Annotated in this window: 13 protein-coding genes; 8 read left to right on the plus strand and 5 right to left on the minus strand. The window is 72.5% G+C overall.

Going from position 1 to position 11,498, the window contains the following annotated elements:
- The first annotated feature begins 61 nt into the window (after positions 1–61).
- The 6 genes from L3K22_RS09260 to L3K22_RS09285 all read left to right on the plus strand — a co-directional run bounded on the left by L3K22_RS09260 (position 62) and on the right by L3K22_RS09285 (position 4,972).
- Positions 62–811, plus strand: a complete 750-nt coding sequence (locus tag L3K22_RS09260; protein ID WP_263311126.1) for a hypothetical protein — start codon at positions 62–64, stop codon at positions 809–811.
- Between the two features lie 137 nt (positions 812–948).
- Complete coding sequence (locus L3K22_RS09265) at positions 949–1,590, plus strand: heme-binding beta-barrel domain-containing protein (protein ID WP_263311127.1); 642 nt, start codon at positions 949–951, stop codon at positions 1,588–1,590.
- Entirely contained in the window at positions 1,583–2,716 is a 1,134-nt protein-coding gene (ygfZ, locus tag L3K22_RS09270) for a CAF17-like 4Fe-4S cluster assembly/insertion protein YgfZ (RefSeq protein WP_263311128.1), read from the plus strand. The genes L3K22_RS09265 and ygfZ overlap by 8 nt, the downstream gene beginning before the upstream one ends.
- Positions 2,717–2,807: 91 nt before the next feature.
- Positions 2,808–3,242, plus strand: a complete 435-nt coding sequence (locus tag L3K22_RS09275; RefSeq protein WP_263311129.1) for a hypothetical protein — start codon at positions 2,808–2,810, stop codon at positions 3,240–3,242.
- Positions 3,239–4,537 carry an FUSC family protein gene (locus L3K22_RS09280; protein WP_263311130.1) on the plus strand — a complete coding sequence of 433 codons (1,299 nt, stop codon included), beginning with the start codon at positions 3,239–3,241 and terminating at the stop codon, positions 4,535–4,537. Before L3K22_RS09275 ends, L3K22_RS09280 begins: the two co-directional genes overlap by 4 nt.
- 117 nt (positions 4,538–4,654) lie before the next feature.
- A complete protein-coding gene (locus L3K22_RS09285; protein WP_263311131.1) occupies positions 4,655–4,972 on the plus strand; it encodes a DUF2516 family protein in 318 nt (105 codons plus the stop codon).
- 362 nt (positions 4,973–5,334) lie between these two features.
- Here the strand turns inward: L3K22_RS09285 and fbaA are convergent, their stop codons facing one another.
- The 3 genes from fbaA to L3K22_RS09300 form a co-directional block, all read right to left on the minus strand.
- Positions 5,335–6,363 carry a class II fructose-bisphosphate aldolase gene (gene fbaA, locus L3K22_RS09290; protein ID WP_263311132.1) on the minus strand — a complete coding sequence of 343 codons (1,029 nt, stop codon included), beginning with the start codon at positions 6,361–6,363 and terminating at the stop codon, positions 5,335–5,337.
- A gap of 126 nt (positions 6,364–6,489) precedes the next feature.
- Positions 6,490–7,140 carry a TrmH family RNA methyltransferase gene (locus L3K22_RS09295; protein ID WP_263311133.1) on the minus strand — a complete coding sequence of 217 codons (651 nt, stop codon included), beginning with the start codon at positions 7,138–7,140 and terminating at the stop codon, positions 6,490–6,492.
- Positions 7,137–7,826, minus strand: coding sequence for a DedA family protein (locus tag L3K22_RS09300; RefSeq protein WP_263311134.1), 690 nt, complete (start codon positions 7,824–7,826; stop codon positions 7,137–7,139). Before L3K22_RS09300 ends, L3K22_RS09295 begins: the two co-directional genes overlap by 4 nt.
- A 167-nt stretch (positions 7,827–7,993) precedes the next feature.
- Between L3K22_RS09300 and ypfJ the strand changes: the two genes are divergently transcribed.
- The gene (ypfJ, locus tag L3K22_RS09305; RefSeq protein WP_263311135.1) at positions 7,994–8,920 is read left to right on the plus strand and encodes a KPN_02809 family neutral zinc metallopeptidase; all 927 of its coding nucleotides are present in this window, start codon (positions 7,994–7,996) and stop codon (positions 8,918–8,920) included.
- 51 nt (positions 8,921–8,971) lie between these two features.
- Here ypfJ and L3K22_RS09310 read toward each other — a convergent pair whose 3' ends face one another.
- Positions 8,972–9,571 carry an orotate phosphoribosyltransferase gene (locus tag L3K22_RS09310; protein WP_263311136.1) on the minus strand — a complete coding sequence of 200 codons (600 nt, stop codon included), beginning with the start codon at positions 9,569–9,571 and terminating at the stop codon, positions 8,972–8,974.
- Between the two features lie 28 nt (positions 9,572–9,599).
- Entirely contained in the window at positions 9,600–10,451 is an 852-nt protein-coding gene (locus tag L3K22_RS09315; protein WP_263311137.1) for an SDR family NAD(P)-dependent oxidoreductase, read from the minus strand.
- An 80-nt stretch (positions 10,452–10,531) separates the two neighbouring features.
- Between L3K22_RS09315 and L3K22_RS09320 the strand changes: the two genes are divergently transcribed.
- Positions 10,532–11,332 (plus strand): exodeoxyribonuclease III, encoded by an 801-nt coding sequence (locus L3K22_RS09320; RefSeq protein WP_263311138.1) that lies wholly within the window; start codon positions 10,532–10,534, stop codon positions 11,330–11,332.
- Positions 11,333–11,498 lie beyond the last annotated feature (166 nt).

Below are 11,498 nucleotides of genomic sequence, written 5' to 3' on the forward strand. Positions count from 1 at the left end.
CGCGGACCTCGAGCCGTCGGCGACCCATCGAGCGACCGGCAGAGACAGCGAGGGAGGCCCCGTGACCGCTCCCGAGCGCGCACCCCTCGGCGCCGCCCTCGCGCTGCTCCTGGCGCTCGTCTCGCTCACCGGGCCCCTCTCCCCCGTGCTGATGGCGACCTCCGTCGCCCTGCTCGGGCTGCTGATCGGGATCTCCTGGCCCGGGCTGCTCGAGCTGCCCTCCGCGATCGGGACGCGCGTGGTCGTCGCCGGCACCGGGATCGGCGGCGCGCTGGTCGCGGTCCTCGTCCCCGAGCGCCTCACCCCCGTCTCCGCGATCGTGATGCTGTGCGCAGTGGGGATCTTCGCCTCCTTCGTCCATCAGATGCTCCGTCGCGACCGCCGCGACCTCACCTCCTCACTCACGGGCACGGTCGCCGGGGTCTTCCTCGCCGGGCTCGCCGCGACCTGGGTGATCGCCCAGGTCGACGCCCAGGCCTCCGGGAGCACGGCCGTGGTCACCGCCGTCGCGACGGGCCTCGCCGCGACGCTGCTGCTGGACTGGACGCCGCTGCCCGCGCTGCCCCGCTTCGTGCTCTCGGTGGCGGTGGGGGCGGGTCTGACGTGCCTGCTCGCGGTGTCGCTGGCCTCGCTCGCCCTGCCGATCGCGGTGATGCTGGGCGTGGCGACGGCGATCGGGGCGAGCAGCGCGCATCTGCTGGTGGGCTCCTCGCTCGTCGCGCACGAGCCGGTCCCCTCGCTGGCGGTGGCGGCGGTGCCGGTGGCGACCGTGGGCGTCCTCGCGCATCTCGCGATCACACTGTTCGGCTGACGACGGTAGACTCGCCGCCATGTCTGCGCTGTCGCTGTTCTTCCTCGCCCTCGTCGTCCTGGTGGGCATCCTCGTCCTCGGCTTCTCCGTGCTGGTGATCAGCCGCCTGTTCAACCGCTGAGCACCCCGCGGCACCGATGCCCATCACGCTCGACCCCTCCCTCCCCCGCTCCCTGTACCCGCTCGCCTGGCTGATCGGCGAGTGGGAGGGCAGCGGTGCCCTCGCCGCCCCGTCCCCGAGCACCCCTGACGTGCGCGTCGAGCAGCGACTCGTGTGCACCGCCCAGGAGGACGGCACCCTCGCCTGGCGGTCGACGATCCACCGGGTCGACGCCCCCGCTCCGCTTCCGCCCACGAGCGCCTTCGCCCGCACGGAGGACGGGGACGACGACGCCCCCGCCGCGCCGTCGACCGGCGAGCGGAGCCTGCTGCACCGCGAGGACGGCGTGTGGACCGTCGGCGATCTCCTGCCCGGGCAGGACCGCGCCGCCGCCGAGGCGGCACGCCCCGGCAGCCCCGAGGGGCAGCTCTCCCATCATCTGGAAGCGCGCTTCGAGCGCCGCGGCGAGGCCGCGGAGACCTGGCGCGGCGAGGTCCGCGGGCCGCGCCTGCAGCTCGCCCTCCCGGGCGCCGACGGCGAGGTCGCCGCGACGCGCATGGTCGGCTACATCTCCGGACGCCTCATGTGGCTCTGGGAGCAGCGCGGCCCCGCCCCCGAGGGTGCGCCCGGCGAGACGGCGCTCCTCCCCCACCTCTCCCTGGAGCTGCATCGTGTCTGATCCTGTGTCCGGTCCCGTGCGCGAGATCCGCCCCCTGTTCCTGCGCGGCGCGGTCCTCGGCGAGGGCCCGGACGCGTCCGTGCCCGCCCACTACGGCGCCCCGCTGCGCGAGCAGCGCCGCCTGCTCGAGCGGGAGGCGGTCGTCGACCTCGGCCAGCTCGAGCTGCTCGAGGTCAGCGGCGCCGACGCCCGCAGCTGGATGACCACGGTCTCCACCCAGGTCCTCACCGGCACGCCCGTCGGCGCCTCGTCCTCCCTCGCGGTGCTCTCCCCGCAGGGCCGCGTCGAGCATCTCGCCGCGGCCGTCGTGATCGGTGAGGAGTCGCTGCTGCTGGTCCTCGACGCCGGGGCGCGCGCCGGACTGCGCCGCTACCTGGAGATGATGCGCTTCGCCGCCCGGGTCGAGATCCTCGATCGCGACGACCTGCGGGTGCTGGGCGCCCTCGTACCGGCGGCCGAGGTGCTCGCGGACCTCGACCTGCCCGAGCCCGTCGCCGTGTGGTCCGAGCCCTGGCCCGAGGTCGCCCCCGGTGGCGTCGCCTACGGTCCTGCGCCCGAGGACGCGGCCGGCCAGGTCCTCTCGGTCTTCCCCGCCGCGGCGCTCGAGGCGCTGCCCTGGCAGGAGCGGCAGCTGGCCGGGATGAGCTCCTGGGAGGCGGTGCGGATCGCGGACCATCGCGCCCGCCAGGCGCGCGAGGTCGACGAGCGCACCATCCCGCACGAGCTCGACCTGCTGCGCACCAGCGTGCACACCGCCAAGGGCTGCTATCGCGGCCAGGAGACCGTCGCGAAGGTGCTGAACCTGGGCCAGCCGCCGCGGCGCCTGGTGATGCTCCATCTCGACGGCTCCCAGGACGTCCCCGTCGCCCCCGGCGGCGAGGTGCGCCTGGGCGGGGCCGACGGGAAGGTCGTCGGCGCCGTCACCTCCGCGGCCCTCCATGCGGACCTCGGCCCGATCGCCCTCGCCGTCGTGCGTCGGGCGGTGCCGCTGGATGCGGCGCTGTCCGTGCAGGTGCTCCTCGGCGAGGCCGACGGCGAGACCGGGGCGCTCTGGATCGACGCCTCCCAGGAGCCGGTCGTGGTGCCCCGCGACCACGGCGAACGTCCCGCGACCGCGAAGCTCTGAGCCGCGCCTCCACGCTCTTCGCACATCCCCTGCACCGCACCTCCTGCCCGGCTCCGCTGTGCTCGGCGCCGCGGCCTGGAAGAATGGCGTCATGAACAGCCAGGCCGAGCAGCAGGAGTGGTCCCGCCACCGGCGCGAGGTGGTCGAGGCCAAGGAGCAGGCCCTCCGCGCAGCCCGTGAGGACGAGCACGCACGGGCCACCGCGCTGATCCGTGAGGCGGTGGCCGGCTATCTCGCCGACGGCATCGCCCCGGTGCCGCTGCGGGCGCGGCCCTATCGCGGCAGCGGCACCGTGCGCACCGGCCTGAGCGGCTGGTACCTCAAGCGCGACCGCTCCCTCGCGGTGGATGCGGAGGGCCGCTACTACGTGCTGCGCGTCGAGGGGGGCCTCCTCGCCCGGCTGCGCGGCGAGGCACCCGAGCCCTCCCCCGCACCGCTCGTCGTCGGCCGCGGCGCCCGCGACGGAGACACCTTCGATCTCGAGGAGCTGCTGCGCCGTCGGCGCCAGGATCCGGTGCCCGCATGAAGCACTTCTCGCTCACGCCCACTGGGCCGCTGCCCGTCATCGAGCGCGTCCGCGGCGCCCTGTCCGCCCGGCTGCGCGGCGGCGTCTCCCGCGGCCGCGCCGACGCGCTCACGGTCGCCCGCGCGGCGCTCGCCGCCTCGCTCGCCTATCTGATCAGCCAGTTCGTGTGGGGGCACGAGTTCCCGTTCTTCTCCTCGATCGTCGCCTTCATCATCATCGGCTTCGGCATCGAGAAGAAGATGCGCAAAGTGGTCGAGCTGGGCTGCGGCGTGATGCTCGGCGTGCTCCTGGGGGAGCTGGCCCGCCAGGTGATCGGCTCCGGCGCGTGGCAGATCCTGGTGGTCGTGTTCGGCGCGGGGATGCTCGCGCGCTTCCTCGAGTCCAGCAATCTCTTCGGCTTCCAGGTCACCATCCAGTCGCTGCTGGTGATGATCATGCCGGCCACCCCCACCATGACCCCGGGGGGGCGGGTGCTGGACGCGCTCACCGGCGTGAGCGTGGCGCTCGTGATCCACCTGCTGCTCTCCGGCAACCCGCGCCGACTCCAGTCCCGTGCCGCGGACTCCTTCTTCCGTGAGCTCGAGGACGCGCTGGTCAGCCTTGCCGTCTCCGCCCGCACCGGGGACCGCGGGGTGGCGCTGGCGACGCTGCGGAATCTGCGCGACGTCTCCCAGAAGTACACCGACGAGTGGAGCCTGGCCAATGACGTCGCCAACGAGATGGCGACCTTCTCCCCCACCGGGCTGCGCCATGCCGAGGACGTCGAGCGCATCCAGCACCTGCTGGTCGGCTCCGACCGGGCGATGCGGAACCTGCGCGTGATCGCACGTCGCCAGGCGGAGTTCCTGGAGGCCGTGCGCGGGGACGCCCATTCGACCCTGGCCGACGCGCTGCTCGCCGCCCGCGACGCCGTGCAGGAGCTGCGGGTCGCCGTCACCCATGAGGAGGTCGACTTCACCACGGCGCGTCGCCAGCTGCGGCTGTTCGGCTCCTATCTCACCCCCGAGATGCTGCTGCGCAACGACGAGGGGGTGCGGCCGGGGCGAGCCGGCCACTTCGAGGGCGTGACCCTCACCATCCAGCTGCGCTCGCTCGCGATCGACCTGCTGCAGGCCACGGGGCTCACCGCCGCGGAGGCCAAGAAGTTCCTGCCGAGCCTGGTCATCGCCGCCGACGGCGACGCGATCGGCCCGCGCCCGATGACGATGGAGATGAAGGCCGTGGAGCCGCCCGCCACGACCGAGGCGCTCGAACTGCTGATCACGGACCGCTCGGATCCCGAGCGCCGCCGCTGAGCGGACGGTGCGGTCCGGGGCGCGGGGGCCGCGGCGACCCGGGCGCGAGCGGCGGGGTCCAGGGGGCGAGGGGCGCGTCTGCGGGGAGCGTCCAGGGCGCGCCCCTATCCTGGAACGATGATCGCCCTCATCCAGATGTGGATCTTCCTGGTCCTCGCCGTGGCCCTGCTCGCCCTCGAGATCTGGGCGTTCGTCAACGCGCTGCGCTTCCGCCCCGACGCCTACACGGCTGCGGGCAAGCGCTCGAAGGTGTTCTGGTGCGTGCTGACCGGCGTCGCGATGCTGCTGGGCTTCCTGTCCCTGCCGTACCCGATCGGCCGCGGCAGCAGCATGCTGTTCATGCTGGCCGGCGTGATCATCGCCGGGATCTTCCTGGCCGACGTGCTGCCCGCGCTGAAGCGGGTCATGGGCCGCGCCCAGGGCAACCGCTGGTGAGCTGACCGCCGCCGGCCACCCCCGCGTCCACCCCGTCGGCCGCCCCTCGGGCACACCGTCGGCCGACCCTCGGGCACACCGCGGGCCGCCCCTCGGTCCGCCACCTTTTGTGAGTCCCAGGACCCATGCACCCTCGCGCATGAGTCCTGGGACTCACAGATTCTCGCCGCCCCGCCGCGCGCGGGGCAGGAGCAGCGCGGGCGGGGTGAGAGCAGCGCAGGAAGGGCAGGAGCGTCACAGGAAGGACAGGAGCGCCGCAGCGGCCGGCTCGTCTCCGGACAGGGAAGGACCCCGGAGCCATGGGGCTCCGGGGTCCTTCTCGTGCAGGCGCCGGGTCGGCGCTCAGCGCTTCAGGTGGTCGCTCAGGCCTGGTGGGTGCCGGCCGAGCGGAGGTTCTCGCAGGCCTCGACGATGCGGGCGGCCATGCCGGCCTCGGCCTTCTTGCCCCAGGCGCGGGGGTCGTAGGCCTTCTTGTTGCCGACCTCGCCGTCGACCTTCAGCACGCCCGAGTAGTTCTCGAACATGTGCGAGGCGACGGGGCGGGTGAAGGCGTACTGGGTGTCGGTGTCGATGTTCATCTTGATGACGCCGTTGTCGACGGCCTCCTGGATCTCCTCCAGGGTGGAGCCTGAACCGCCGTGCATCACCAGGTCGAAGGGCATGTCCCGGCCGTACTCGGCGCCGACGGCCTTCTGGATGTCCAGCAGGACCGAGGGGCGCAGCTTCACGTTGCCCGGCTTGTACACGCCGTGCACATTGCCGAAGGTCAGCGCGGTGAGGTAGCGGCCGCGCTCGCCCAGGCCGAGCTTCTTGGCGGTCTTCAGGCCGTCCTCGGGGGTGGAGAAGAGCTTGTCGTTGGAGACGTTCGCCTCCACGCCGTCCTCCTCGCCGCCGACCACGCCGACCTCGATCTCGAGGATCTTCTTGGCGGCGACGGACTTCTCGAGCAGCTTCTCGGCGATCTCGAGGTTCTCGTCGACCGGCACGGCGGAGCCGTCCCACATGTGCGACTGGAACAGCGGGTCCAGGCCCTTGCTCACGCGGTTCTCGAGGTCCCACTCGATGAGGGGCTCGACCCAGGTGGGCAGGACCTCCTTGGCGCAGTGGTCGGTGTGCAGCGCGACGTTGATCGGGTAGTTCTTCGCGACGGCGTGGACGTACTCGGCCAGCGCGATGGAGCCCGCGACGCGGTCCTTGATGGTGGAGCCGGAGAGGTACTCGGCGCCGCCGAAGGACACCTGGATGATGCCGTCGGAGTTCGCCTCGGCGAAGCCCTGGAGGGCGGCGGTGGCGGTCTGCGAGCTGGAGACGTTCACGGCCGGGTAGGCGAACTTGCCCGCCTTGGCGCGATCGATCATCTCTGCGTACTGATCCGGGGAAACGACTGCCATGGGGGCACTCTCCTTCGTCGGTGGGGTCGATGACGACCGGCGGTGCTCCGCACGGGGTCGTCCGATCGTGGCCATTGTTCCACAGGGCACCCGGCATCCTCCGGCCGGGGGTCCCGGGTGGACGGCTCAGCGCAGCGGGCCCTCGGGGATCTCGGCGTGCTGCAGCACCCAGGCGTGCATCGCGATCGCGGCGGCCGCGGCGACGTTGAGCGAACGGGTCGAGCCGAACTGGGTGATGCCGACGACGAGATCCGCCGCCTCCAGCAGCTCGCGGCTCACCCCCGGCCCCTCCTGTCCCACCACGAGCACCGCGTCGCGCGGGAGGGCGGTGCGCTCGAGCGGGACCGCCCCGGGCACGAGGTCGATCGCGACCAGCGGCCGGCCCTGCTCGCGCGCCCAGGCGATGAGGTGGGCGGCGTCGGGGTGGTGGATCTCGTGCTGGTAGCGGTCGGTGACCATGGCGCCCCGCCGGTTCCAGCGGCGCCTGCCGACGATGTGGAAGGCGCCGACGGCGAAGGCGTTCGCGGTGCGGACCACGGAGCCGATGTTCGCGTCGTGCTCGAGGTTCTCGATCGCGACGTGGAGGTCGTGGCGGCGGGTGTCGAGCTCGGCGACGATCGCCTCGCGCCGCCAGTAGCGGAAACGGTCCTCGACGTTGCGGCGGTCGCCGCCGGCGAGCAGCTCCGGGTCCATTCGGGGATCCTCGGGCCAGGGCTCAGGATGAGGGCCGACGCCGACCTCGCGGCCGGGGTCCGCTGCGCGGGGAGCCTCGCTCATCGCTCCTCGGCGCGCTCGGGGTCCTTCTGCTCCTCGAGCGCCTCGAGCTCCTGGGCGTCGGGGTCGGGCAGGCCGAGCCTGCGGCGCTTGCGCTCGCGCAGCACGAGCCTGACCGCGAACCACAGCACGATCAGCAGGATCACGGCGTAGGCGACGTTGGAGAAGATGCCGGTGTAGGGCTCGATGACGGTCCAGTTCGAGCCCATGAAGTAGCCGATGGTGATGAACAGGGTGTTCCAGATGCCGCTGCCGATCGCGGTGAGCAGGGTGAACATCCCGATCGGCATCGCGTAGAGGCCGGCCGGGATCGAGATCAGCGAGCGGATGCCGGGCACGAAGCGGCCGAAGAAGATCGCCTTGTAGCCGTGCTCGTCCATGAACGCGACGGTCTTGTCGTAGTCCTCCACGTGCACCAGCGGCAGGCGGATGAAGAGGACCCGCAGCCGCCCGGGGCCCAGCAGGCGCCCGATCCCGTAGAGCAGCCAGGCCCCGACGACGGATCCCGCGATCGAGGCCAGCAGCATCAGCCAGAAGGACTGGTTCGGCCCGGCGGAGGTCACGCCCGCCAGCGGCAGGATCACCTCGGAGGGGATCGGCGGGAAGATGTTCTCGAGGAAGATCAGCAGGAACACGCCGAGCGGCCCGAGGGCGTCCATGGTCGAGACGGCCCAGTCGACGATGTTCATGCTGGTGGCTCCCGGAGGTCGTGGTGGAGGAGTCGGACCTCGTCGGCCCGCCCCCGAGTCTAGGTGCCCGCCCCGGGCGCGCGCCCCGGCCCGCCCGCGGCCTGCCCAGGACCTCCACGAACGCTGTTCCGGCCGTTCACAGCGGACTCCCGGTCTACTCTGTGCGCATGACCTTCAACCCGAACGCGGAGATCCGCTCCGACAACGTCTCCGCCGCAGGTCGTGGCGGGGGCGGCTTCTCCCCGCGTGGCGGCGGGCGGGGCGGCGGCGGGCTCAAGCTCGGCGGCGGCGCCGGCTGCCTGCTGCTCGTGGTGGTCCTGATCTACACGCTGGTCGGCGGCAACCCGCTGGACCTGCTCGGCGGCAGCAGCACGCAGCAGGGGCCGGCGGCCGAGGGCGGCTCGCTGGACCACTGCCTCAGCGGCGCCGACGCCAACGAGCGCGACGACTGCCTGGTCCAGGCGACCGTGGAGTCCGCGGACTCCACGTGGGGTCAGCTCGCCCCCGCCGAGGGCATCGACTTCGTCGAGGCGCAGGGCCTCATCTTCTCCGACCAGGTGCAGACCGGCTGCGGTGCGGCGACCGCCGACGTCGGCCCCTTCTACTGCCCGGCCGACATGACCCTCTACGTCGACGTGTCCTTCTTCGACTCGCTGGCCACCCAGTACGGGGCCGACGGCGGGCAGCTCGCGAAGATGTACGTGGTCGCCCACGAGTACGGCCACCACATCCAGTACCTGACCGGGGTGATGGAGACCGCGGACCGCTCCCGGACCGGCCCGCAGTCCGACGGGGTGCGGCTCGAGCTGCAGGCCGACTGCTACGCCGGCGTGTGGGCGCATCACGCCGCGAGCTCCGTGGACGACGAGGGCAATGCGATGCTGCAGCCGCTGACCGCGGAGGACATCGAGTCCGCGCTCTCGGCCGCCAGCGCCGTGGGCGACGACCACATCCAGGGCGACGTCGCCGGCGGGCAGGTGCGGCCCGAGACCTGGACCCACGGCTCCTCGGAGCAGCGTCGGGCCTGGTTCACCACCGGCTACGAGCAGGGCACGATCGCCTCCTGCGACACCTTCGCCGCCGACCAGGTCTGATCCGGGCGGGTCGGGTCCGGTCGAGCTCCGGGAGCTCCGGGAGCTTCGGCCTCAGATCTCCAGCTCGGAGATGTCGTAGGCGGAGAGGTAGCGGTGCCCGGCCTGCTCGACCGCGTCGCGGGAGGCGTCGGCGCGGTGCACGATCACGGCGACCGCGGCGATGTCCGCGCCGGCCTCGGCGAGCGCCTCGCAGGCCGTGAGCACGCTGCCGCCGGTGGTGGAGGTGTCCTCGACCGCGACGACGCGGCGGCCCGAGACGTCCGGGCCCTCGATGCGGCGCTGCAGGCCGTGGGCCTTGTTCGCCTTGCGGACCACGAAGGCGTCCAGCGCATCGAGCGCCGGATCGGCGGCGGAAACGTGCAGGATCGAGGTCGCCACAGGGTCCGCGCCCAGGGTGAGCCCGCCGACGGCCTCGACGCCGGGCACGAGGCCCTCGCGCTGCAGCAGGTCGAGCATGACGCGGCCGACGAGCGGCGCGGCCTCGTGGTGCAGGGTGATGCGGCGCAGATCCACGTAGTGGTCCGCCTCCGCTCCCGAGGAGAGGGTGACGCGGCCGCGCACCACGGCGAGGTCGCGGATGAGGACGCGCAGACGCTCGCGGGCCTCGTCGATCGGGAGCTGGTGGACAGGATCCGTGCTGGTGGAGGACATGCGGCCAGGGTAGTGGATGCCCATCCCGTCAGAGAGCGTCGTCCTCGCGCTGCCAGGGGGCGCGAAGGTTGCGGCGGGAGGCCCGACGACGGGAGCGCTCCACCGACCGCGCCTGCAGGCGTCGGTACCAGTTCGGGGAGGTCATGGCGCGCACGAGCGGTCGCGGCGCGATCCGGGACATCTCCCCCGCGGTGCGGTACTTCACCGACGGGATCGACAGGATCGAGCCCTTGGCCGCATCCCTCAGCGCCTGCTCGACGACGTACGGGGCCTTCAGCCAGGTGATGCGGGGCAGCCCGTCCATCGACATCGCGGCCCGCTCGTGGAACTCGGTCTGGACGAAGCCGGGCAGCAGGGCGGTGGCGGTGACGCCGGTGTCCCTGAGCTCCATGGCGAGGGACTCGGTGAACACGGTGACCCAGCTCTTGGAGGCCGCGTAGGGGCCGGCGGTGGTGTACCCGGCGAGGGAGCTGACGTTGAGGATCGCTCCGCGGCGGCGCTGGACCATGGACCGGGCCGCGGCGTGGGAGAGCACGAGCACGGCCCGCATCAGGGTGTCGAGCTGCTTCTCGTGGTCCTCGATCCCCACCTCGAGGAAGCCGCCGCGCAGCCCGTAGCCGGCGTTGTTCACGAGCAGGTCGACGGGGTCGACGGGGTCGGTCAGGCGGACCTCGACCCGCTCGAGCTCGCGGCGGTCGGAGAGGTCGACCGACATCACCTCGACCGTGACGTCGTGGACGTCCCGGATCTGCTCGGCGACGGCGCGCAGACGGTCCTCGTCACGCGAGACGAGGACCAGGTCGTGCCCGGTGCCGGCCAGCTGCCAGCCGAACTCGAGTCCCAGCCCTGAAGTGGATCCCGTGACGAGTGCGCGCGCCATGGACAGAGTCTACGCAGGTCCGGAGCCTGCCATGGAGCATTCGAGGCGGACGCGCGCCCGTGCCCCGTAGGATCGGCGGCATGCGCATCGCGACCTGGAACATCAACTCGCTGCGGGCCCGGATGGACCGCGTGCTCGCCTTCCTCGAACGGCACGAGGTGGACGTCCTCGCCCTGCAGGAGATCAAGGCGAAGCCCACCCAGCTCGACCTGACCGCGCTCGAGGCGGCCGGCTACGAGGTCGCGGCGCACGGGCTGAACCAGTGGAACGGCGTCGCGCTGATCTCGCGCGTGGGCCTGTCCGACGTGCGCACGCAGCTCCCGGCCGTTCCCACCTGGCCCGAGGACGAGACCGGGGTGGTCGAGGCGCGTGCGCTCGGCGGGATCGTCGGGGACGGGCTGCGGATCTGGTCGCTGTACGTGCCCAACGGCCGCGAGCTGGACCACCCGCACTACCCCTACAAGCTGCGCTGGCTCGAGGCGCTGCGCGCCGAGGGCGCGCGCGAGCTCGCCGCGGACGCGGCGGCGAAGGTCGCGCTCGTCGGCGACTTCAACGTGGCCCCGCAGGACGACGACGTGTGGGACATGGACTTCTTCGAGGGCAGGACCCACGTCACCGAGCCGGAGCGGGCGGCCTTCCGCGCGGTCGTGGACGAGGGCTTCGCCGACGTCGTGCGGCCCGAGCATCCCGGGCCCGGGGTGTACACCTACTGGGACTACCAGGCGCTGCGCTTCCCGAAGAAGGAGGGCATGCGCATCGACTTCGTGCTCGGCTCCCCCGCCGTGCAGAGCGCGGTCACCGGGTCCTTCATCGACCGCGAGGAGCGCAAGGGCAAGGGCGCCTCGGACCACGCGCCGGTCGTGGTGGATCTGGAGCTCTGAGGGCGCTTCGGCCCGGGCGGCTCCCGCACCGGGTCCGGACATGGTGGAGCGGCGGTGCGATCGAGTCGCACCGCCGCTCCTGACGGGCCGTCTGCATCAGGATCAGGCGTACACGTGAAGCAGCTGCGGTGACGCTGTCGACGTCTCACAGCCGGTCCGTTGCGGG

It is taken from the genome of Brachybacterium atlanticum (assembly GCF_025669985.1).
Classification (GTDB): Bacteria; Actinomycetota; Actinomycetes; order Actinomycetales; family Dermabacteraceae; genus Brachybacterium; species Brachybacterium conglomeratum.

Bases quoted from the DNA above. Each gene is read 5' to 3' on its own strand.
- L3K22_RS09310 (WP_263311136.1), bottom strand. From the start codon at position 9,571: ATGTCCTCCACCAGCACGGATCCTGTCCACCAGCTCCCGATCGACGAG.
- L3K22_RS09295 (WP_263311133.1), bottom strand. From the start codon at position 7,140: ATGAGCGAGGCTCCCCGCGCAGCGGACCCCGGCCGCGAGGTCGGCGTC.
- L3K22_RS09315 (WP_263311137.1), bottom strand. From the start codon at position 10,451: ATGGCGCGCGCACTCGTCACGGGATCCACTTCAGGGCTGGGACTCGAG.
- ypfJ (WP_263311135.1), top strand. From the start codon at position 7,994: ATGACCTTCAACCCGAACGCGGAGATCCGCTCCGACAACGTCTCCGCC.
- L3K22_RS09285 (WP_263311131.1), top strand. From the start codon at position 4,655: ATGATCGCCCTCATCCAGATGTGGATCTTCCTGGTCCTCGCCGTGGCC.
- L3K22_RS09320 (WP_263311138.1), top strand. From the start codon at position 10,532: ATGCGCATCGCGACCTGGAACATCAACTCGCTGCGGGCCCGGATGGAC.
- L3K22_RS09275 (WP_263311129.1), top strand. From the start codon at position 2,808: ATGAACAGCCAGGCCGAGCAGCAGGAGTGGTCCCGCCACCGGCGCGAG.
- L3K22_RS09280 (WP_263311130.1), top strand. From the start codon at position 3,239: ATGAAGCACTTCTCGCTCACGCCCACTGGGCCGCTGCCCGTCATCGAG.
- L3K22_RS09265 (WP_263311127.1), top strand. From the start codon at position 949: ATGCCCATCACGCTCGACCCCTCCCTCCCCCGCTCCCTGTACCCGCTC.
- L3K22_RS09300 (WP_263311134.1), bottom strand. From the start codon at position 7,826: ATGAACATCGTCGACTGGGCCGTCTCGACCATGGACGCCCTCGGGCCG.
- fbaA (WP_263311132.1), bottom strand. From the start codon at position 6,363: ATGGCAGTCGTTTCCCCGGATCAGTACGCAGAGATGATCGATCGCGCC.